General features: G+C 70.4%; 18 protein-coding genes and 1 tRNA gene. 7 read left to right on the top strand and 12 right to left on the bottom strand.

Translation table 11 applies throughout. The features are described from left to right. Nucleotides 1-4: 4 nt before the first annotated feature. Genes FREUN1FDRAFT_RS03750 through FREUN1FDRAFT_RS03740 form a run of 3 tightly spaced genes read right to left on the bottom strand, consistent with a single transcriptional unit; the run spans nt 5 to nt 3,283 of the window. A complete protein-coding gene (locus tag FREUN1FDRAFT_RS03750) occupies nt 5-1,168 on the bottom strand; it encodes a hypothetical protein (protein WP_006538608.1) in 1,164 nt (387 codons plus the stop codon). Further along, a complete protein-coding gene (locus FREUN1FDRAFT_RS03745) occupies nt 1,155-1,943 on the bottom strand; it encodes a class I SAM-dependent methyltransferase (protein ID WP_006538607.1) in 789 nt (262 codons plus the stop codon). The genes FREUN1FDRAFT_RS03750 and FREUN1FDRAFT_RS03745 overlap by 14 nt, the downstream gene beginning before the upstream one ends. Beyond that, nucleotides 1,937-3,283 carry a glycosyltransferase family 4 protein gene (locus FREUN1FDRAFT_RS03740; RefSeq protein WP_006538606.1) on the bottom strand — a complete coding sequence of 449 codons (1,347 nt, stop codon included), beginning with the start codon at nt 3,281-3,283 and terminating at the stop codon, nt 1,937-1,939. Before FREUN1FDRAFT_RS03740 ends, FREUN1FDRAFT_RS03745 begins: the two co-directional genes overlap by 7 nt. 344 nt (nt 3,284-3,627) lie before the next feature. Between FREUN1FDRAFT_RS03740 and FREUN1FDRAFT_RS03735 the strand changes: the two genes are divergently transcribed. Continuing rightward, on the top strand, nt 3,628-4,377 hold the full coding sequence (locus tag FREUN1FDRAFT_RS03735) for a TetR/AcrR family transcriptional regulator (protein WP_006538605.1): 750 nt from the start codon (nt 3,628-3,630) through the stop codon (nt 4,375-4,377). A gap of 87 nt (nt 4,378-4,464) precedes the next feature. Here the strand turns inward: FREUN1FDRAFT_RS03735 and FREUN1FDRAFT_RS03730 are convergent, their stop codons facing one another. Continuing rightward, nucleotides 4,465-5,808: a lipase family protein gene (locus FREUN1FDRAFT_RS03730; RefSeq protein ID WP_006538604.1), complete on the bottom strand. Its 1,344-nt coding sequence runs from the start codon at nt 5,806-5,808 to the stop codon at nt 4,465-4,467. 247 nt (nt 5,809-6,055) lie between these two features. On the opposite strand from FREUN1FDRAFT_RS03730, the gene FREUN1FDRAFT_RS03725 reads away from it, so the two are divergent. After that, nucleotides 6,056-6,895 carry a DedA family protein gene (locus tag FREUN1FDRAFT_RS03725; protein ID WP_006538603.1) on the top strand — a complete coding sequence of 280 codons (840 nt, stop codon included), beginning with the start codon at nt 6,056-6,058 and terminating at the stop codon, nt 6,893-6,895. 352 nt (nt 6,896-7,247) lie between these two features. Here FREUN1FDRAFT_RS03725 and FREUN1FDRAFT_RS03720 read toward each other — a convergent pair whose 3' ends face one another. After that, nucleotides 7,248-7,586, bottom strand: coding sequence for a P-II family nitrogen regulator (locus tag FREUN1FDRAFT_RS03720; RefSeq protein ID WP_006538602.1), 339 nt, complete (start codon nt 7,584-7,586; stop codon nt 7,248-7,250). A 149-nt stretch (nt 7,587-7,735) separates the two neighbouring features. Between FREUN1FDRAFT_RS03720 and FREUN1FDRAFT_RS03715 the strand changes: the two genes are divergently transcribed. From FREUN1FDRAFT_RS03715 to FREUN1FDRAFT_RS03700, 5 genes are all read left to right on the top strand, one after another. Then, a complete protein-coding gene (locus FREUN1FDRAFT_RS03715; protein WP_006538601.1) occupies nt 7,736-8,278 on the top strand; it encodes a YbhB/YbcL family Raf kinase inhibitor-like protein in 543 nt (180 codons plus the stop codon). Between the two features lie 276 nt (nt 8,279-8,554). Beyond that, nucleotides 8,555-8,683 carry a DLW-39 family protein gene (locus tag FREUN1FDRAFT_RS03710; protein ID WP_006538600.1) on the top strand — a complete coding sequence of 43 codons (129 nt, stop codon included), beginning with the start codon at nt 8,555-8,557 and terminating at the stop codon, nt 8,681-8,683. Between the two features lie 99 nt (nt 8,684-8,782). Beyond that, the gene (locus FREUN1FDRAFT_RS39445; protein WP_006538599.1) at nt 8,783-9,589 is read left to right on the top strand and encodes a maleylpyruvate isomerase N-terminal domain-containing protein; all 807 of its coding nucleotides are present in this window, start codon (nt 8,783-8,785) and stop codon (nt 9,587-9,589) included. 2,053 nt (nt 9,590-11,642) lie between these two features. Next, entirely contained in the window at nt 11,643-11,795 is a 153-nt protein-coding gene (locus FREUN1FDRAFT_RS43435; RefSeq protein WP_157474272.1) for a hypothetical protein, read from the top strand. Between the two features lie 93 nt (nt 11,796-11,888). After that, nucleotides 11,889-11,961 (top strand) — tRNA-Ala (locus FREUN1FDRAFT_RS03700). A 24-nt stretch (nt 11,962-11,985) separates the two neighbouring features. On the opposite strand, the gene FREUN1FDRAFT_RS03695 is transcribed toward FREUN1FDRAFT_RS03700, so the two are convergent. The 7 genes from FREUN1FDRAFT_RS03695 to FREUN1FDRAFT_RS03660 form a co-directional block, all read right to left on the bottom strand. Beyond that, nucleotides 11,986-13,206: a site-specific integrase gene (locus tag FREUN1FDRAFT_RS03695; protein ID WP_006538597.1), complete on the bottom strand. Its 1,221-nt coding sequence runs from the start codon at nt 13,204-13,206 to the stop codon at nt 11,986-11,988. After that, nucleotides 13,203-13,598 (bottom strand): helix-turn-helix domain-containing protein, encoded by a 396-nt coding sequence (locus FREUN1FDRAFT_RS03690; protein WP_006538596.1) that lies wholly within the window; start codon nt 13,596-13,598, stop codon nt 13,203-13,205. The genes FREUN1FDRAFT_RS03695 and FREUN1FDRAFT_RS03690 overlap by 4 nt, the downstream gene beginning before the upstream one ends. 773 nt (nt 13,599-14,371) lie before the next feature. Beyond that, the gene (locus FREUN1FDRAFT_RS42845) at nt 14,372-14,824 is read right to left on the bottom strand and encodes a hypothetical protein (protein WP_006538595.1); all 453 of its coding nucleotides are present in this window, start codon (nt 14,822-14,824) and stop codon (nt 14,372-14,374) included. 215 nt (nt 14,825-15,039) lie between these two features. Further along, nucleotides 15,040-16,659, bottom strand: a complete 1,620-nt coding sequence (locus FREUN1FDRAFT_RS03680; protein WP_006538594.1) for a hypothetical protein — start codon at nt 16,657-16,659, stop codon at nt 15,040-15,042. 521 nt (nt 16,660-17,180) lie between these two features. Beyond that, complete coding sequence (locus FREUN1FDRAFT_RS03670; RefSeq protein WP_006538593.1) at nt 17,181-17,489, bottom strand: HNH endonuclease; 309 nt, start codon at nt 17,487-17,489, stop codon at nt 17,181-17,183. After that, nucleotides 17,486-17,860, bottom strand: a complete 375-nt coding sequence (locus FREUN1FDRAFT_RS39440) for a hypothetical protein (RefSeq protein WP_006538592.1) — start codon at nt 17,858-17,860, stop codon at nt 17,486-17,488. Before FREUN1FDRAFT_RS39440 ends, FREUN1FDRAFT_RS03670 begins: the two co-directional genes overlap by 4 nt. Continuing rightward, complete coding sequence (locus FREUN1FDRAFT_RS03660; RefSeq protein WP_006538591.1) at nt 17,857-18,498, bottom strand: hypothetical protein; 642 nt, start codon at nt 18,496-18,498, stop codon at nt 17,857-17,859. Before FREUN1FDRAFT_RS03660 ends, FREUN1FDRAFT_RS39440 begins: the two co-directional genes overlap by 4 nt. Nucleotides 18,499-18,711 lie beyond the last annotated feature (213 nt).

Here is an 18,711-nt window from a genome sequence, read left to right as displayed (position 1 = left end):
CCTGTCACGCCCGCGGAGACTCGTCCGCGGGCTGCTGGTGGGGGCTCTGGGACCCGGGCTCCGGGGATTCGGGGGCCCGGCGGGGTCCGGGCAGGTCGGCGTGCGGTGCGGATGCCCCGTGCGGGGCGGATGCGGCCTGCAGGGCCTCGGGCAGGCCGTCGCCGCGGAAGGCCCGCTCGGTGGGCCCGCCGGTGAGCGTGTCGACGGCGAGGATGACCGCGGCCGCGGTCCAGGTCGACTGCTCCTCCGGCCAGTGGCACCGTGCCACGAACTGCCAGCCGGTCCAGTAGGCGCCGTCCGCGGTGCGCAGGTGCTGCATGTTGCGCACCATCCGGGCGGCCTCGTCGGACTCGCCGGCGAGATGCAGCGCGATGGCCAGCTCGCAGGTCTCCGCCCCGGTAACCCATGGCTCGTCGTCGACACAGCGGATGCCGAGGTCGTCCACCACGAAGTCGTCCCAGCGGCTGCGTAGCCGGGCTCGCGCTTCCGCGCCGTGCAGCGCGCCGCCGATCACCGGGTAGTACCAGTCCATCGACCAGCGATCCCGGGAGATGAAGTTCTCCGGGTGGTGGCGCAGGGCGTGCCACAGCCGGCCCGCCGCCAGCTCCCAGCCCGGTTGTGGATCGTCGACGAGCGCCGCCAGCCCGAGCCCACAGCGCAGGCTGTGCAGGGTGGACGAACATCCCGTCAGCAGCGCCTCGGGGTAGTCGTTCCCGGCGGCGTCGCGGGCCCACCAGATCTGGCCGGCGGGCGCCTGCATGTCCACGACGAAGTCGAGCGCGGCCCGGGCGACCGGCCATAGCTGGTCGACGAACGCCCGGTCGCCGGTGGCGAGCCAGCGGTGCCAGAGCGCGGTCGCCACGTAGGCGCACTGGTTGTTGTCGGCGAAGTCCTCCGTGATGACACCGCCGACGGTTTTCGCCGGCCAGGAGCCGTCCGGGCGCTGCTTGCGGCACAGCCAGTCCCAGGCGGCGTCCGCGGCGTCGACGCGCCCGGCGATCAACAGCGCCATCGCGCATTCCAGATGATCCCAGGCGTCGGTGTGCCCGCCCGGGAACCACGGGATGGCCCCGTCGGGCTCCTGGGCGGCGGCTATGGCGTCCGCGGTGGCACGTAGCTGGGCGGCGTCGAGGATCGGTCCGGTCGGCGAGGCGTCACTCGCCGGCACGCGGGCCCCCCACGGTGAGGTGATCACCTGCCGAGCGATCGGACGTCCGGGCAGGTGGTTGAAGTCGTGGTTTGCGCAGGTACAGCACCAGGCTCTTGCCCAGGACCGGGTTGAGCAGCTGCTCCGTCCGGCGGGTGATCGCCGGCTGGCGCATCATGTCCCAGACCAGCAGCCGGTGGTACAGCTTTGTGGCCCGATGGTTGTCGTCGTGGACACCGACCAGGCACCGCAGCCACCAGTACGGGGCGTGCAGCGCGTGCGCGCGGTGCTGGCCGATCAGGTCCAGGCCACCCGCACGCAGCTTCGCGACGAGGTCGTCCTGGCGGTATATGCGGACGTGGCCGCCCTCGACGTTGTGGTAATCGTCCGACAGCGCCCAGCAGATCCGCTCGGGGAAGCGCGCGGGCACGGTGACCGCGGCGAGTCCGCCGGGGCGCAGCACGCGGGCCAGCTCGGCGATCGCGCCGGCGTCCGCGGGGAGGTGTTCCAGCACCTCGGCCGCGATGATCCGGTCGAAGGTGCCGTCCGCGAAGGGCAGCGACAGCGCGTCACCGCGCACCGCCGCCGCCTGCCCGCCCGGGGGCACCTGGTCCTCGGCGGCCATCGCGCCGAACATCGCGTTCACCCCGGCCACCTCGTCGGCCGAGTAGTCGAGGGCGATGACCCGGGCACCCTGGCGCAACGCCTCGAACGAGTGCCGGCCGGCGCCGCAGCCGAGGTCGAGGACGAGGGCCTTCCCTGGGACGGGAAAGCGGTCGAAGTCGACGGTCAGCATGCGGCGGATACCTGGCTGTGGCCGGCGGTCGGCCTGGTCTCCCGGAGCACCTTCTCGTACCAGGCGGCGGTGCCGGCCGCGGCGGCCTTCCAGGAGAAGAGCTCCTCGACCCGGCGCCGGCCGGCAGCACCCATCCGTGCGCGCAGCTCGGGGTCGTCCTGCAGTGTCCTGATCGCGCCCGCGAGCGCGTCGGCGTCGCCCGGGGGCACCAGCAGCGCGGCCTCCCCGCTCGGTCCGGCCACCTCGGGCAGCGCGCCGGCGGTCGTCGCGACCAGCGGCAGCCCGCAGGCCATCTCCTCCACCGCGGGGAGGCTGAAGCCCTCGTAGAGCGAGGGCACCACGGCGACCTCGGCGGTGCGCAGCAGCTCGACCATCTCGGGCTGGGGCACATTGGACCGGAAGGTGACCGCCTCGGTGAGCCCGAGCTCGACGACCCGGCGCTGCGCCGCCCCGCCCTCCCGGACCTTCCCGATGCACACCAGGTGCGCCGGGCGCTCGACCCGTAGCTTCGCGAGCGCCTCCAGCAGCACCATCAGGCCCTTGAGGGGGACGTCCGCGCTGGTGACCACCACGATCCGCCCGGGGACCTGGGTGCTGGCGGCAGCCTGGCCGCCCTGGTCTCCAGTGGGTTCGGCCGGGCTCGGGGTGAACACGTCGGACTCGACGCCGAGCGGAACGGTGTGCATCAGATCAAGCGGCACGTTCATGTCGGCGACGATCTCGTGCCGCGAGCTCTCCGACGGCACCACCACTCCGTCGAGACCACGGGCTACCCGTCCCTGCATGGGCAGGAACGAGTACCAGCGACGAACACCGAGCCGGGCCCGCCGCCCGGTCGTCGCGGCCAGGTGCAGACGGCGGTCGACGGTGATCGGGTGGTGGATCGTGGAGACGACCGGGATCCCGTAGGGGCGCAGCGCCCGGCGCAGCGGCAGCAGGCCGTAGCCCAGCGTCTGGTTGTCGTGGACGATGTCGAAGTCCGGCCGGCCCTGCCCGCGCCGCGGGCGCAGCGCCTCGAAGGCCCGGATCGAGAACGCCAGCGGCTCCGAGAACTGCCCGGTGCGCATCATGCCGAATTCGGCCACGTCCGCGAGGGACCTGAACTCCCGGAACCCCGGCCAGCGGAACGGGTCTCCGTCGCGGTAGAGGTCGAGGCTCGGCAGTTCGGTGAGTTCCACGCCCGGGTCGAGCACCGGATAGGGCGGCCCACTCACAACGTGGACCTGGTGACCTAGCGTAACCAGTTCACGCGAGAGGTGCCGTACGTACACTCCCTGGCCACCACAGGTAGGAAGACTTCGGTACGACAACAACGCAATCCGCAACGGTGCGCCCTCCATCGCTCGCGGCCTCCTACGGGTCCCGCGAGCCCGTGGACAGCGCCGTTGCTGGAACACTAGGACATTAGACGCCGATCTTCACGGAATCTGGATACTTTCGGCTGCTTTCGGGCAAATCCGGCTACTTAGCGTAGTTGGTGCTACGGCCGGCCCGACGTGGTTGTCCGTACATTGGGCAGACGGTTCCTTCGGGTGCGAACCATCCGCGACCTGCCAAGTCCCGTCCTGGAGCAGGCCCGGCCACCCAGGCCGCGCCCCCGGCCGGGACCCGGTCCACCTCCCACGCCCTGCGGCTACGCTGTGTGGTTTCCGCTGGGCTGCGGTCAGACGCCTACCCTGGACGGATGGCTCCCGATGATCCGGCCGAGGACTGTTCGCGGCCGCGTCGGGGCCGCCCCAGGGACGCGACGATCGACGATCGGGTCCTGCGGGCCGCCGTCGAGGAGCTGGCCGACCAGGGCGTCGGCGGCTTCAGCGTCAACAGCGTCGCGGCCCGCGCGGGAGTGGCGAAACGCGGCATCTACGCCCGCTGGCCCACCCGCGACGCGCTGGTGCTCGCCGCCCTGGGCACGTTGTCCGCCGGTCTCGTGCCACCCCGGACCGGCTCGCTGCGCGCGGACCTGCTCAGACTGGCGCCGCAGGTCGACGCTGTCTTCACCGAACCGCGGATGTCGATCCTCGCCCGCTGTCTGGCCGAGCTCTCGCGTTATCCCGACCTGTACGCGGCCTTCCGGCGGGAGTCGGTGGACCGGTGCGCGGCAGCCGTCCAGGACGCTTTCCACGACGCCCGGCTGCGCGGCGAGACCCGGCCGGACCTGGACACCGATCTGGCCGCCAGTGCCTTCCTGGGCGTGCTGCTGACCCGGCAGGCGTTTGGGCGGCAGGCCTTCGGCTACGGCATCCCACCCGGTGGCCCGGACCCCGGTGGCCCGGACCCCGGTGGCCCGGACCCCGGTGGCCCGGACCGCGATAGCCCGAACGCCGCAGGTGGGCCGGACGCTGCCGGGCCGGTTACCTCCTTCCACCGCAGGCTCGTCGAGTACTCCCTCGCCGCGGCCGGGGACTCCGCTCGCACCCTGCCCGCGGGTGGGTGACGTGGACGTCCTGGCCCGTGACCGCGGTCACGACCGCGGTCACGGCCGCGCGGCCGCGCGGCCGCGCGGCCGTGGGGGTCGGCGCGGTCAAAGCTGTGAACAACTGTCCGGCGCGGCCGTGTCGTCGGTGGCGAAGCGCGCGTTGATCCAGGCGGAGAGGTCCCGCATGGACGCGTTGACGACCGTGAGGTGGTCGGCCAGCTGGTAGCGGCGGTACTCCACCGGGCCGCCAGCCGCGCACAGCGCGCGGACCACGTTGTCCGTGGTGGGCTGGCGAATCACGGTGTCCAGGTCGCCCTGGAGCACGAGCTTCGGCGGCCCCGGCTTCTCCAGTTGCTGCCACTGACGCTCCAGGGCGCCGGCGAACGGCTCCGTGCGCAGTGGATCGCTGGTGAACACGCTGGTGACGGACTCACCGGTGCTCGCCTGCAGAAGGTCGATCGCGCATCGGTTGTGCGCCAAGGCGCTCAGCCTCCGGCCGGTGGCGGTGAGCAGGCCCGCCGGGTTGACAGCCGGATCGGCGACGGTGACACCCAGCACCGCGAGCAACAGGTAGCCGACGCCCCCCGGCGTCGCCAGCAGCTCACGCAGGGACGTCCGCAGATCGGCCAGGGGCGCGGTCGCCGCGACCCCGCGTACTGGCAGGTCAGGCGCGTAGGCGGTGGCGAGACCACCGGCGGCGAGCACCGCCTGGCCGCCCTGCGAATACCCCCAGAGGACGACATCACGGCCCACCTGGGCGGCCGTGAGGGAGCGCGCGGCCCGGGCGGCGTCCAGAACTGCTTTCCCCTCGACGTCGGCCACGTAGATCGGGTGCTCACCGGGCCCGCCGAGTCCGGTGTAGTCGGTGATGGCCAGGACGTTCCCATCCCTGGCGAGTTGGAGCGTCCCGCCGACGGTGGACAGCGGCGAGTCCGCTCTCGAGGGGGCGCAGCTGTCGTTGATCCCGGTGGTCCCGTGGCCGAACGCGACCAGCTGGCGGCCACCGGGCGGAACGGGCGTGCCTGCCGCCGGGGCCACCACGAGACCCGTGACGAGCCGGTCCTCCCCGTCAGGACCGGTGGAGTGGTACAGCATCCGCCAGGCCCGCAGGCCGTCCGGCGCGGTCACCGGGGCGGTCGACACCAGCTCACCGGGCTTCCCGGCGGGCAGGTCGGCGAGGTCCTCGGATCCGGCGCGGCCGTTGACGGTGAGGTCTTTCAGACCGTAGCCGCTCAGCTGGTAGCTGGCGGCGGACGTCGCCGTTCCGGTTGCCCTGGGCTGATTCGTCGTTTTGGACGTCCTCGTCGGCGCGGTGGCCGACGCCACTGTCGGCGCTGTTGGACGCAGGGCCGTGGCGGAGGTCGAGCGCGCGGTGCAGGCCGTGAGTGGCGTGGTCAGAGCGGCGGCGCCGAGGGTGAGGCAGAGGAGACGGATCCGGGGTCTCGTCACCCCGAAAGGTTATGGGTGCTTTGCCGGGGTCGGCACCATCTGGGTGTCAGCTGTGTTTCCGCTGTCCGGCGGCCCGTCCAGCGGCCTGTCCGGCGCCCGTCCACCGCTGGCCTGCTGTACGCCCGCTGTCCCGGTGGTCTCGGTCCGGCCCGAGGCCGGAGCTGAGCCGCCCCGTGGACGTGAGACCCTGGAATTACCTACGGCGCTGCCGCGCGCGGTCCGTTCGATCCCCAGGAGGCCCTCGACAGTGACCACGTTCGCGTCGAACACCCTGGCCCTCGGGCCGGACGCAATCAGCGCTGACAGCCTGGCCAAGGCCGGCCTCGTCATGGTCCTGCTGATCGTCTTCGCCGAATCCGGGCTGTTGGTGGGGTTCTTCCTCCCCGGCGACTCCATGCTGTTCACGCTGGGTCTGCTGATCTCGCGGGACGAGGTGTCCACGCCGCTGTGGCTGGCCTGTGCGCTGATCGCTGTCGCCGCCATCGCGGGTGACCAGGTCGGCTATCTCTTCGGCCGAAAGGTCGGGCCGGCACTGTTCCGGCGTCAGGACTCGCGGTTGTTCAAACAGGAGTACGTCGACCAGGCGCAGGAGTTCTTCGAGAAGCACGGACCCCGGTCGATCGTGCTGGCCCGGTTCGTTCCGATCGTGCGGACGTTCACCCCGGTGATCGCCGGCGTGGGCCGCATGCACTACCGGACCTTCGTGACCTTCAACGTGATCGGTGGGCTGCTCTGGGGCTGCGGCGTCACCGTTCTCGGCTATTACCTCGGGAAGATCGCCTTCGTTAGGGACAACGTCGAGGCGATGCTCATCCTGCTTGTGCTGGTCTCGGTGCTGCCGATCGGCGTGGAATATCTGCGGGCTCGTCGCAGAAAGGCCGCCACCGCGGCCGCCGGTGGCACCGGGGGCCAGTCCGCGGGCACGGGCGCGAGTGGTGCGCACGATCCGGCCGCGGGCGGTCGGACCTACGCCGACCAGCTTGCGGGCACACCGGCGGGGCCGGGCGAGAGCGAGCAGACGATGCGAATCGAGCGGAACCCGCGGCGCGGAGGTGGCGGCAGGCATTCGGCGTCCCGGAATCGCTGAGCGTCGTCGCGCGGGCTGTGGTCGCCGGCGAGCTTGCCTCGCTCGGGATCGGCCCGCGCAACTGTGCTGTGCCGGGCCGCTGTGCTGTGCCGGGAGGCCACCCGAGCCGACAGCCGGGGGCGAAGTGCCGGAAACGAAAGGGTTCCGGCGGGCGACCCACTGATACGGGGGGATTCAGTGGGAGACACCCGCCGGAACACAGCTACCGTATCCGCCCGGTCGGCCCTACGTCGCGCCCACGGCCCAATTATCCCCGAAAAGAAGATGAACTAGCGCAATACGGGCATCGGGTGGTTACTTTCCGTGTGCGAAAATACACATTCTGGTTGCCCTGGGTGACGTTGGGTTGCGATCAGAGAGCGTCCAGGCCTCGCTCCCCGGTGCGAATCCGGACAAGACCCTCCACCGGCAGGACCCAGATCTTGCCGGCCCCACTGCTTGCCGACGCCGCGGCCCGCCGGATGACGTTCACCACATCAGGCGCGTCGACATCGGGCACGATCAGCTCAAGCCGGACGTTGCTCACGGATTCGTCATGGAAGACGTTGCCTCGATACGCCTGCGTACGCCAGAGCTCGAGGCCGAAGCCCGTCACCTGACTCAGGGTCATACCTTGTACCCCGAACGTCGTCAGTGCGGCGCGGACATCATCCACGCGGTGCGGGCGCAGGATCGCCGTCACGAGCTTCAAGACCCGGCTCCACCTCTGGTGGCGTAATGATGTTTCATCGCGGAGAAGCGTAAAGCCCACAGATGACAACGCGGTCTCGCGATTGTCATCCAATCCGGATGATGCCCGTCAATGCGGGCGCCATCCGATCTCGACGAGAGGACCGACCGATGTCCCTGCTGGACCGGAACACCGCACCGGACCCGCTCGACCTGCTGCCCGCCCTGCCCTCGTTCGCCCTGACCAGCAGCGACATAACGGATGGCAGCCCGCTCGGCCTGGACCAGGTGTACGGGGGCGCGGGCGGGGCGGACCTGTCGCCGCAGCTGTCCTGGAGTGGCTTCCCGGCAGAGACCAAGAGCTTCGCCGTCACCTGCTTCGACCCCGACGCGCCCACCGGCAGCGGTTTCTGGCACTGGGTGCTCGTCGACATCCCGGCGGACGTCACGGAACTGGCCACTGGTGCGGCCAGCGGTGACCTGTCCGGCCTTCCCGCGGGCTCGTACCACGTCCGCAGCGACTGGGGGACGCCGAACTACGGCGGTGCCGCTCCCCCCGAGGGCGACCGCCCGCACCGTTACGTCTTTGTGGTCCATGCCGTCGACGTGCCGAAGCTCGAGATCGACGCGAGCGTGGCCCCGGCCGTCGTCGGCTTCAACCTCACCTTCCACACCCTGGCCCGGGGCGTCCTGCGGGCGACCTACCAGCGCTGATCCTCAGCCGCCCCCGCCCCAGGGCGCGACCTCGGCAGCCGTTGCCGGCCACCACGTTCGGGGTGGCCGGACGCCCGTCCTCGCAGGACGGGCTCCCGCGGACGTCACCCCGGTCGCCGGTCACCTGGTCGCCCACGGTCGGCGCCGACCCGTTCGTCGGCGCCGACTTTTTTGCGCCTGTGTCTGGACGGTGATCCGACAGCGTTCGACGTCGGCGCAGCGGTTTCACGCGCGATACGGTGAGCGGGTAGTGGCAGTCGACCAAGGGGAGTCGGTATGCGCAAGTTCACTCTCATCGCCGTGGCGGCGAGTGCCGGGGCTCTCCTCACCGCCGTCCGCCGCCGCCGCAACAAGGACGAGATCGACCTGTGGCGCGAGGCGACGGCCGCTCAGGGCACCCGCTGACCCATCCGTAGCGGCGAGCGTCGCTTCCTCGTCCCGCCGGACACCCCGCCGGGGTGGCGAAGTGGCGCTCGCGGCGAGCGAGGGGGGAGTCTTGTCCCCATGGCCACTCCCAGCGCGCCGCATTCGGACTCGCAGCCGGTGTCCTCGTCTGTTGTCCTCTCGGAGCCGCCACAGCCTCCCGAGTACACGCCGTCCGCGGTGCCACTCGACCGGCTGCTGGGCTGCGCACGTACCCACGCGCGGCTGCTGGAGCTGCTGGCCCGCGTTGACGACGCCGCCGCACGCCGCCCCTCACTGCTTCCCGGCTGGACCGTCGGGCATCTGATCACCCATCTCGCGCGAAACGCCGACAGCCACACCGACATGCTCGACGCAGCGCGCGACGGGTACGTCGAGGATCAGTACCCGGGTGGCCTGGAGCAGCGGAACACCGCGATCGAAGCCGGCGCCGGCCGCCCGGCGCAGCAGTTGGTCTCCGACGTCGCCGATTCGGTGCGGCGCCTCGAACGTGCCTGGGACGACACCCACGTCGACACCTGGCGCGGCGGCCTCGGCCGGACGAGCACCCAGGGCAGCACCAGCCTCGCGGATCTCGTGTTCCTGCGATGGCGTGAGATCGAGATCCACCTGGTCGATCTGGGCCTCACCGATCTCGGTGGCCCGAGCTGGGGCGACCTGAGCCCGGCCTACGTCGAGGCCGAGTGGGCCTGGTCCACCCGCCGCCTGGTGGAACGGCTCCCGTCGGACATCACGCTTCACCTCACGCCGGGGGATCGCCCGTCGCTCACCGCTGGGAGTGGAGCCCGGATCATCCGGGTCGATGTCCCCGCCAGGGCCGCGCTGCACTGGATGGCCGGTCGGGCCGAGGGCGACCCTGCCTGGCCTACCTTGGCCGCCTGGACCTGAGGGACCGGCGGCCGGCCTCTCGGTCAGGCCTGCCCCGCAGTCCGTCCGTGGCTGCGCCCACCGTGGTCCATCCGTGTCTCGTCGTTTCGCCCTCCCCTGCGCCGTCTGTCTGCCGCATCGCCGTCACCTGTTCTCCGTGCACGAGGCGAAGATCTGAAGATTTTGGTCGGCCCGGCGACCGGGATCCTCCGGTCTTACTCGACAGGACAGTGGTAGCCCGCGGCCAACAGCCCCTCTGCGTGGGCCTCAGCGCCTCGTTCACCCCAGCTCAGGTACCGCGCATGGTGGGAGCCGGGACTCGATCGTGCGGTAGCCGGCAGGGATCCCTGTGATGGTGACCGTGCACGATATTTGCTTGTTGTAAAAGATCGACGTTGCCCCTGTTTGCGGCTATCCGAACCCGCGTGCGAAAACCACCTACGGTGACTGTCGAATCATTTTTCTTCAAAGAAAAATCTGTCGTTCACCTTGCGTGGAGATCGCTGCGTCGTCGAACGATTTCCGGATCCGGCGAACGTTGATTCATTTTGCTTTGCAACAAAATAACGCACACTCCAGAGATGGTTATGGATGGCGACGCTGACGATGATCGGCGGTGGTCATGGTCGATTCATTTTGCTAGGCGACAAACGTCGTCGATCACCAGTCGTGGAAAGGGTCGGTGACGCGAGCCGATTCCACCCCCGGTTTCTGTCGGATGATTTTGCTCATGCGCAAATTCCAACGGTACCCACCTGCGGTTATGGCTGTACTAGTTGACCACGATCCTCCACGGTGACTGTCGCAGAAGTTCGATGAATTTGCTTGGCATCAACCGGTATCTGTGACCGTCGAGGGAATGCGGCCGACGATTCGCACGCCAACCGCCCGGGGAGTTAGTTTACAACGTTTGCTGATTGACAAAATTTGACGGACTCCCGCCAGGGTCTCCGTCAAATTTTTGCTCGGTAGCCACCGGTGGGGACTGGCGCCGACGGCATCGAATTCCGGGACGGTCCTCAGCAATCTGTGACCACGATGGTTTGCGCCAGCTCCTTGTCGTCGCGGTCGTCAACGCGCGAGTGTAGAACGTTTGCTTATTAACAAAAGGCGGCGGACTCCAAACTGGGCTCGGCCGTCGTCGCAGAGATACCCCGCGAGCAGGGCGGGCGTCCCTGCGGAAGTCGCACGGCCGCAGGGACACCCACCGCCGCAGACACCTGGTCGCCGCAGCCGCGCCTTTGGGCGTCCCGCATCGGCTGTGCGACCCATGCGGACGACGTGACCATCCCGCCGGAGCGGTCGCGCGAATCGGATGTGTCCCCACCGCCGCGGAGAAGCCTCCGCACCGGATTGGGGCAGCGCGCGCGGATCCGTGGTGGGGCCGAGGCCTGCTGCGCGAGGCCTGCGGTCAACGTGCGCTGGAGCGCGGGGCCCGCTGTCCACAGTTCGGCAGTCCACGGCGGGAACGATGACCGCTGGTGGGCATCGTGTGGACAAGCCTGGACCGTTTCTGCCTGCCGGCCGGCGCTGCGCACAGGCCGCCAACCCGGGTTCGCCGCGGCGCGTGCCGTCGCAGCTGGCCGGAGCAACGGAGATCCCGCGGAAACCAGCCACATAGGCGGAAAACAGCTGACGATTTCCACCCATGGGCCTCGTCCACCCACAGTGAGGCCGAGCTCCGGCGGGCTTTCCACAGTTGTCGGACCGATCCGAGCCCCCGCTGCGGAGCAGCGGCACGACCGAGGCCCGCCTGGCAACGTCACTACCGACACACAAGCACCATCGATGTCGCTGCGGCCTGATCGGACGTACGCCGACCCGACGCCGATGCCTCCGCGCGTGCCAGACATATTCTCCGACAACGCACGTTGTGGTAATCATGGCACATTGCTCGCTTTGTGTCTGTAACTCGGCACGGGATGGCGCCGAGAACTTGAACGCACTCCATATATGGGCAGCGTGCGCCGAGCGCGATCGAGTTATCCACAATCTCGACCCACGCCGGCACGAGGGGTGCACTCTGGTCGGCCTTGCATCGTTGAACCCGGCCTGAGCTGGCAGAACTGCCAAGATGATCACAACTCTGATCTACGGAGAGCCGCAGATGGCGGGCCGCCGGAGCTGCTGGACGGGTCGTCGCCTCGGCGGGCTGGGGGTACTGGCTGTGGACAACTCGGCGGTCGCCGTCCACGCCGCGATCCCCGCTGCCGAAGGTCAAGGGTGAAGAAACCTCGGCGGCGGGCGTCCCAGCGGTGAGCGATGCCGTAGTCTGGGGACGTTGGTCACCCGGATCTCGCGTCCTGGCGGCCAGACCCACGGGGGCGTAGCTCAACTGGCAGAGCACTGCCTTTGCAAGGCAGGGGTTAGGGGTTCAAGTCCCCTCGTCTCCACCCAGCACTACCAGGCGGTTTGCCCTACTCCTCTTCGTCGATCAAGGGCGTTTCGGCCTCAGTGCGAACGGATCCGCGAACGTCGGTGTCCTCCGGCGTCTCGCCGGTCCCGAGGATCAGACCTGCGATTGCCCCGGCGGCCTCGGCATCCATGCCCGGGATCACGTGGCTGTAGTACGCGAGTGTGAACGCCACGCTCGCGTGCCCCAACCGCTCAGACACGATCTTCGGGTGCACGCCGGACTTCAGCGCGGCCGTGGCGTAGCTGTGCCGGACGTCGTGCAACCGGATCACCGGCAGGCCTGCGGACTTGGCGTGCGCCTGGAACCAGTCGGTCACCGTGTCAGGGTGGATGCCCGTACCGTCCGGCCAGCAGAACAGCAGATCGGTCGTGAACCCGAACTCGGTGCGCTCCTGCTCCCACCGGTCGACGTGCACCCGCAGGGCCTTCGCCGTGACGGGATCGAGCACCAGGGGCCGATACGCACTGTCGGTCTTGTGCTCACCGTCGACAGCCTTGTTGTCCACCACGATCCGCGGGCGACTGGACGACAGCGTTCCGGCGTCCAGGTCGACATCGTGGCGACGCAGACCGACCAGCGCGCCGCGCCGCAGGCCGGTCGTGATGGCCACCAGGTACAGCGCGTACAGCCGGTCACCTCGAACGTGGTCGACGAACGTGCGTAGCTGCTCCTTGGTCCACACGGTCGGCACCCGGCGGTCCAGCTTCGGCCGCTCCACATCGTCGGACGGATTTCGAACAAGGTAGTTCCACCGGACGGCGTCCCGCAGGGCGCGGTGAAGCACCCGATGTACGACAGCCACGCTGCCGGGCGAAAGTCCGGCACCCTGATTCGTCCGCTGGTGGCGCCGGCCGGACGTAAGCAGGTGGGCGTACAGGAGGTTGATCCGGACGGGGGTCAGCTCCTGAAGGGCGGTGTTCCCGATCACAGGCTTGATGTAGCTGTCGCAGTAGGTCCGATACTTCGACCAGGTGGACGGACGCAGTGACGGGCGTACCGCCACGATCCATTCGTCGAGGAACTCCGTCACGGTGCGTCGAGACCGGTCAACCCGCCGTCCCTCCTCGTGCGCGAGAATCGATTTCCGCATCTCTCGGTTCGCTTCCGTCTTCGTCGCGAATCCGCCGCGCGAGGTCGTCCGGCGCCTGCCGGTGAGCGGGTCGGGGTCGATGTCGTGGCGGAACTCCCACCCGTTGGGACGCTTGTAGACGCTGCCCTTCACGCGGCACCGCCGAAGGTGGCGCGCAGACGGGCGGTGACGACGTAGACCCGTCCGCCCATGCGCTGGACCGGTAGCTCGTCGGTGTCCGCCAGGCGGTACGCGGTGGCGCGGGACAGCCCGAGGATCTGCGCGGCCTTCCCGACCGAGATCAGCGCGGGCAGGCCCTCGAACGGGTCCGGCTGGTCGGCAGTCGTGGGTTCCCTGGGCGGCGACGGGGTGGCCGGGTGCTGGTCCGCAAGGTAGGCGTCCAGGCGCTCGAACACGGCGTGAAGCTCCGCGCGGAGTACCGCGATGGCGTCGGGGGCGGGAGCCTGGAGAGGCCCCCTGATGACGCGGTGGCGCGGGCGGGAGACCACACGTTCGGCGGGTTGGGTGGTGGTGGGACGGGTCATGATGAGTGTGCCTTCTTCCGGTTCGTGGGGAGTGGGTGGGTGCCCCCGGCGGTTGCTTGGCGGTGTTCGCCGGGGGTGCCGTTGATGTCGTGGTCGGCCTGCTCGGGGGTGGGCAGGTGCGGGCGGGTCACCGGTGCGGTTCCGGGCGGGGTGGTTGGCGTCGGGCGCGGCGCCAGTGGGCGGTGACGGGCGGCATGACGGTGTCCCTCGGGGGTCGGGCGGACGCCCGGACGATCACGGTGTGTGATCGTTGCGGGGTCGGCAGGGGTGATCGTGGGGAGTTAGATCGGCGGTGGCGGGTTAGATTTCTAACCCCGACGGTTAGGTGATCAAGATGTGTGCTGGTCTGCGGGAGTGAGGTGGGTTGGCCGTCGGGGGTGAGTGAGGCCGGGGTCGTGGGGCCTGCTCTGCGGGCTGGTTTCGAGGTCGCCCCGGGGGCTAACTCACTGCCGGCCAACCACCCCCGCGCGGTGACTCTCTGTGGTCGGAGTGGGGTGTGATCGGCGAGGGAGGGAGGGAGGTAGGGAGCTGCTGGAAGGCCGATTTCGGGGGTCCTGGCGGGGGTGAGGGAGGCGGGTCGGTGCCTCCCTCGGGGGGTGTTCGTGCTGGTGGGCCGAGGGAGGGAGGGGGAGGGATGCGGGAAGGGAGAACTCCCTTCGGGTGGGTGGCCTCCCTTGGCGCATCCCTTCGCTGTGCGTGACGTTCGGGGGCTACCGCCGGCGGCGTCGGCCTAGCGTCGGGGCTGAAACAGGGGGGGCAGTGCCCCCCCTGTTTCAGCGGGGTTGGCGGCGCCCCTCTACCCGCTCTCCGGGCGGGGCGAGTCCGGCGGTGTGCTGGCACCGGCGGCACAGCCCGTAGCCGATCAGGAGCGGCCCGAGTGCCACCGTGCTCGGGTGGAGCTGCGCGACGGTCCGCCGGCACCGGTCGCACCGGTTGTCCTCACCGGGCGCGGGTGCCAGGTGGCGGACGCAGGCGGGGCAGACGACGATCCCGGGCGCCCACACGGCGGCGTGCAGAACGCGGGGTGCGGCGGTGACGTGGCGGCAGGCGCGGGCGGTCGGGCTGGTGAGTGCGGCCACGGTCCGCAGGATCTGGCCAACCAGCCACCCGGTCGGGTCGGTGGTCGGGTGCACGGTGCCGTGTCCGGCGGCGGCGATGGTGTCGAGGTGCCGGCGTGCGTCGCGGGCGGCGGCGGTGAGCTGGTCGGCCAGTGCGGTCGGGTTCATGGGCGGGTCCTTCTAACGGAGTGCGGGAACAACCGTCCCGACCGTCCCGACCGTCCCGGCGGCGGGTGTTTTCGCAGGTCAGGCGGGGTGTCGGGGGTGGGACGGTTGGGATGGGCGACCGTCCCGGCGGGGTGGCCAACCGTCCCGGGGGTGGGACGGTTGGCCGTCAGGGTGGGACGGTCGGGCAGAGCAACCGTCCCGGGTGTTTGTGCAGGTCACGGGGGCTCTAGGGACGGTTGGGACGGTCGGGACGGTCGATCCGGTGAACTGTCGTAGGCCAGGTGGATCAGCCGCGCACGGTTGCCGCCCGCTTCCCGGGCGAAGTCGACCGTGACGCCCTGGGCGCGTAGGGCCGGCGCCACGCGGCGCACGGCGCCGGACATCCCGCGCGCGGACTTCGGCCAGGTGCGCGGCCTCGGGTCCGGCGCCGGCAGCTGGGCGTAGAGCGCGTCCGCCGTGCCGGTCCACACCCGGACGTCGGCCAGGTGCCGGCGGACCGCATCAGCGACCGGGTCGGCGGCCACGACCGTGGCGGCCAGGTCGGCGGCGGCGGTGGTGTAGTCGGGCAGGGTGGTCCAGCCGGTGACCGTGTCGAGGGCGGCCAGGACCCGGGCGAAGTCCGCCATCCGGGGCAGCTCCGCTACCCGCACCCCCGGCAGGGCCGCCAGTACCTGGCACAGCAGGTCCAGCAGCGCGGCCAGGACGGCGGGGCGCGCGGCGTCGTAGGCGGCGGAAATCTCGGCATCGGTCCGGCGCCTGCTCGGGTCGATCCGGGTGAGTTCGAGCGGAAGAATCCGTTCGGCCAGATCACCGGCCAGATCACCGGCGTCGATCGACGTCATGGCCAGCACGCGCCGGTAGCTGATCACGGTGACGTCGTCGTCGGTGTACAGGGCCCGGTCGACCATGCCGTCACCGGTCACGGCTTTGCACAGGGTGTCGGAGAACCACGGCGCGACCCCGGACACGTTGTCGAGTGCGACCACCCACGATGCGGACGCGGTGACCGACCACTGCCGCACGTCGCGGGGTGCGGACCGCAACGGCGCCGGTGACGGGTCCAGCAGACAGACCGTGATCCGCGCCGCGGTGGACTTCGCCGTGCCCTGCTCGCCGGTCAGCACCAGGATCGGGTGCGGGATGTCAGGCAGGAACGCGGCGACCAGCCACCCGACCAGCAGCCGGAAACCAGCCTCGGACACGTTCACCAGCCCCCGCAACGCGGCCAGGTCACCGGGCCGCGCGGGGATCGGCAACGGGCTGGTGAGCGCGGTCCGGCGAAACAGCACTGGGGACCGTTCCAGCACGGTCCAGCCGTGCGCGTCGACCTGTACACACCGCCCGTCCACGGTGCCCAGATCCAGGACCACGCCACCATCGACGGTCGCGGCGACCCGCAGACCGACCGATTCCGGTTCGGCCTCGGCGGCTGCGCCTTCGAGCACGGTCAGGGCGTCGGACAGCGCACCCCCGCCGGGGGTCGAGTCGTACCGGTCGTAGTACGCGGTGGCCAGGCGGGTGCGTAGACCGTCCTTGCCGCGCAACGACAGGGCGATCATCGGGCCGGTCAGGTCCACGGCGTAGGCGCGTCCGTCGCTGCCGCGGACGACGCGGTACCGCTCACGAGACAGCGCGACCAGCCGTGTCGCCTGCGATCCGGACCCGCCGTCGTCCGGCGCGGGGTCGGCCTGCTCCTGCTCGCCGGTGACGCCGGTCGGGCCGGCGGTCGCGGGCATGCCGGGCAACGGTTCGTCCTGCTCGCCAGGCGACGGCGCGGCGACGCGCAGATGACGCACCGACCCCGCTTCGGTCGGGGTGCCGTCCGGGCCGGTCATCGCACACCGCCGCAGCTGCGACGGGGTCCGGGAATGAGATGCCCCTCCCCCCGACGTTCGGTGTGTGACCTGCCGGAACGGGGTGCGGCGCCGCACTCCGTCCGTAGGCCTCCGACGTGCCGCGCGGCACGTCGGAAAGGGGGAGGGGGCACCTCGTCGACCGCACCAGGCAGGCAGCCGCGCCGGTGCGCGGTCCGGGTGTGCGGTGCGGTACCGCCCACGTAGGGCGGGACCTGTCGCACCCGGTCGGACGCGACGGATCGGACGGACCCCCGGGTGGGGGCAGGCTGGTTCGGGGCATGCGTCATCACCTCTCGTGGCGGGATGGGCGTACCGGTACGCCAGCCGGCGCGTGTTACCGGTACGTGGGTTCGGATCGACTTCGGCGGTGCGGCGGCGGGTCGATCGGTGCAGGTCGGCACCGGCAAGCGGTACGGATCGGCCGTACACGTACGAGTCGGGTTGACGATCGACCAGCGGATCGGGGTTCGACCGATCGCCGTGTGACGACCGGTCCGGTGTCAGGCCGCGATGGGCTGGTGGTGCACCGGCTTCATCGGCACCCGGTACACCGGGGGCGCCGGCGCGCCGGCACCGGTCGTCGGGGTGCCGGTCGCGCGGCGGCTCACCCACTCCGCGACCGACAGCGCGCCCTTCGACGTCCCGCACGGGGTGCACGCCGGTATCAGGTTGAACCGGCTGTTGGTGCCCCCGGCGGCACGCGGCACCAGGTGGTCGAGGTGGTCAGCGTCGGCGGTCAGGCAGTAGCCGCACCGACCCCCGAACGCGGCGAACAGATGCCGCCGCGTCGACGGATTCCCGACGCTCACCGGTGACCTACCCGAGTGCACGATCCCGGGGCGCCTGGCGCTGTGCCGCACACCGGGCAGCCGTTCAGCGATGCGGACGGCTCGAACCGCACCCCGAACACGGCGGTGAGCAGATCGGCGTAGAGGGGGGACAGGCCACGCTGCCCGTTGGCCCACTGGCGGATCATCCGCTTCAGACTCTCGTCCCCGGGAAGCGTCGCGCGGCCGGCGGTCGCGGCGCGGCGCAGTTCGAGGACCAGCCGCGCGCGGGACCACCCCCGCTCACACGACAGACGGTTGATGTCCGGGCCGGTCGCGGCCGGCACCTGCTCTGGCCGGACCTGCGGCGGGGCGGTTCCCGCCGACGGACGGATCAGAAGTGCGGTGCTCACGCGGCCACCGCCGCGGCGTCGGAGGCGAGCATGCCGGCCACGGCCTGCCGGCAGAACCCCGGCCAGGCGTGCGCCTCGGTGTCGAACGCGGGGGCGTCAACCTCGAACGGCTCGGCGGCGGCCTGGCGGAAGGCGTCGACCCCTCGGGTGTAGGCGATCCGGGTGAGTTCGTACCGGACGTCGATCGGGTTCGTCAGGTCCTCGGCATCCCGGTCGCTCAGGTGCATCAGACCGGCGGCCAGCTCGTCGGCCGTGAGCTGGTCGACACCGGAGATGACACCCTCAGCGGCGAGCATCTCCATGACGGCCTGGCGGCAGAACACCACCCACTCGTCAGTGCCCACCCTTTCCCAGGACAGCCGGTCGGCCGTCTCGAACACCGAGGCCATCCCACGGAACGCGATGTGGAACTCGACTTCGTGGCGGACCTCCGCAGGGGTGCGGAGATCCTCGCGGGTCAGGGTCTCGCCATCGACCAACGCGGCGACCATCAGCGCGTACGTCAGCGGCACCCGCGCAGCCAGGTAACCGCACGTCGGCCCGTGCAGATCCTCATCGAAGATCGGAGCCGCGTTCGGGGCTCCGCCACCAGCGGGCATCGACCCGACCGGACGCGCGGAAGTACGCTCAAGAAGCATCGTTCGGTTCCTCTCACCAGGGCGTTCGGTGCACCGACCCCGGTGCGTTGCTTGGCGGCTGGCACCGGGGTCCGCTTTCGATGTAGGCCATACTGCTTTGGCCTAGGCCGTATGTCAAGCCGTTCCGCAACCGGCCATGTCGCCACAGTGAGACAGGACAGATCACTGCGTAAGGTGACAAGACGGTGACGATGTGGGGACAAGTGTGGGGAC

This window comes from Parafrankia sp. EUN1f (assembly GCF_000177675.1).
GTDB lineage: Bacteria > Actinomycetota > Actinomycetes > Frankiales > Frankiaceae > Parafrankia.
This window is presented reverse-complemented; position numbering and strand designations above follow the sequence as displayed.

Bases quoted from the DNA above. Each gene is read 5' to 3' on its own strand.
- FREUN1FDRAFT_RS03745 (WP_006538607.1), bottom strand. From the start codon at position 1,943: ATGCTGACCGTCGACTTCGACCGCTTTCCCGTCCCAGGGAAGGCCCTC.
- FREUN1FDRAFT_RS03740 (WP_006538606.1), bottom strand. From the start codon at position 3,283: ATGGAGGGCGCACCGTTGCGGATTGCGTTGTTGTCGTACCGAAGTCTT.
- FREUN1FDRAFT_RS03735 (WP_006538605.1), top strand. From the start codon at position 3,628: ATGGCTCCCGATGATCCGGCCGAGGACTGTTCGCGGCCGCGTCGGGGC.
- FREUN1FDRAFT_RS03715 (WP_006538601.1), top strand. From the start codon at position 7,736: ATGTCCCTGCTGGACCGGAACACCGCACCGGACCCGCTCGACCTGCTG.
- FREUN1FDRAFT_RS03710 (WP_006538600.1), top strand. From the start codon at position 8,555: ATGCGCAAGTTCACTCTCATCGCCGTGGCGGCGAGTGCCGGGGCTCTC.
- FREUN1FDRAFT_RS39445 (WP_006538599.1), top strand. From the start codon at position 8,783: ATGGCCACTCCCAGCGCGCCGCATTCGGACTCGCAGCCGGTGTCCTCG.
- FREUN1FDRAFT_RS43435 (WP_157474272.1), top strand. From the start codon at position 11,643: ATGATCACAACTCTGATCTACGGAGAGCCGCAGATGGCGGGCCGCCGG.
- FREUN1FDRAFT_RS03690 (WP_006538596.1), bottom strand. From the start codon at position 13,598: ATGACCCGTCCCACCACCACCCAACCCGCCGAACGTGTGGTCTCCCGC.
- FREUN1FDRAFT_RS42845 (WP_006538595.1), bottom strand. From the start codon at position 14,824: ATGAACCCGACCGCACTGGCCGACCAGCTCACCGCCGCCGCCCGCGAC.
- FREUN1FDRAFT_RS03680 (WP_006538594.1), bottom strand. From the start codon at position 16,659: ATGACCGGCCCGGACGGCACCCCGACCGAAGCGGGGTCGGTGCGTCAT.
- FREUN1FDRAFT_RS03660 (WP_006538591.1), bottom strand. From the start codon at position 18,498: ATGCTTCTTGAGCGTACTTCCGCGCGTCCGGTCGGGTCGATGCCCGCT.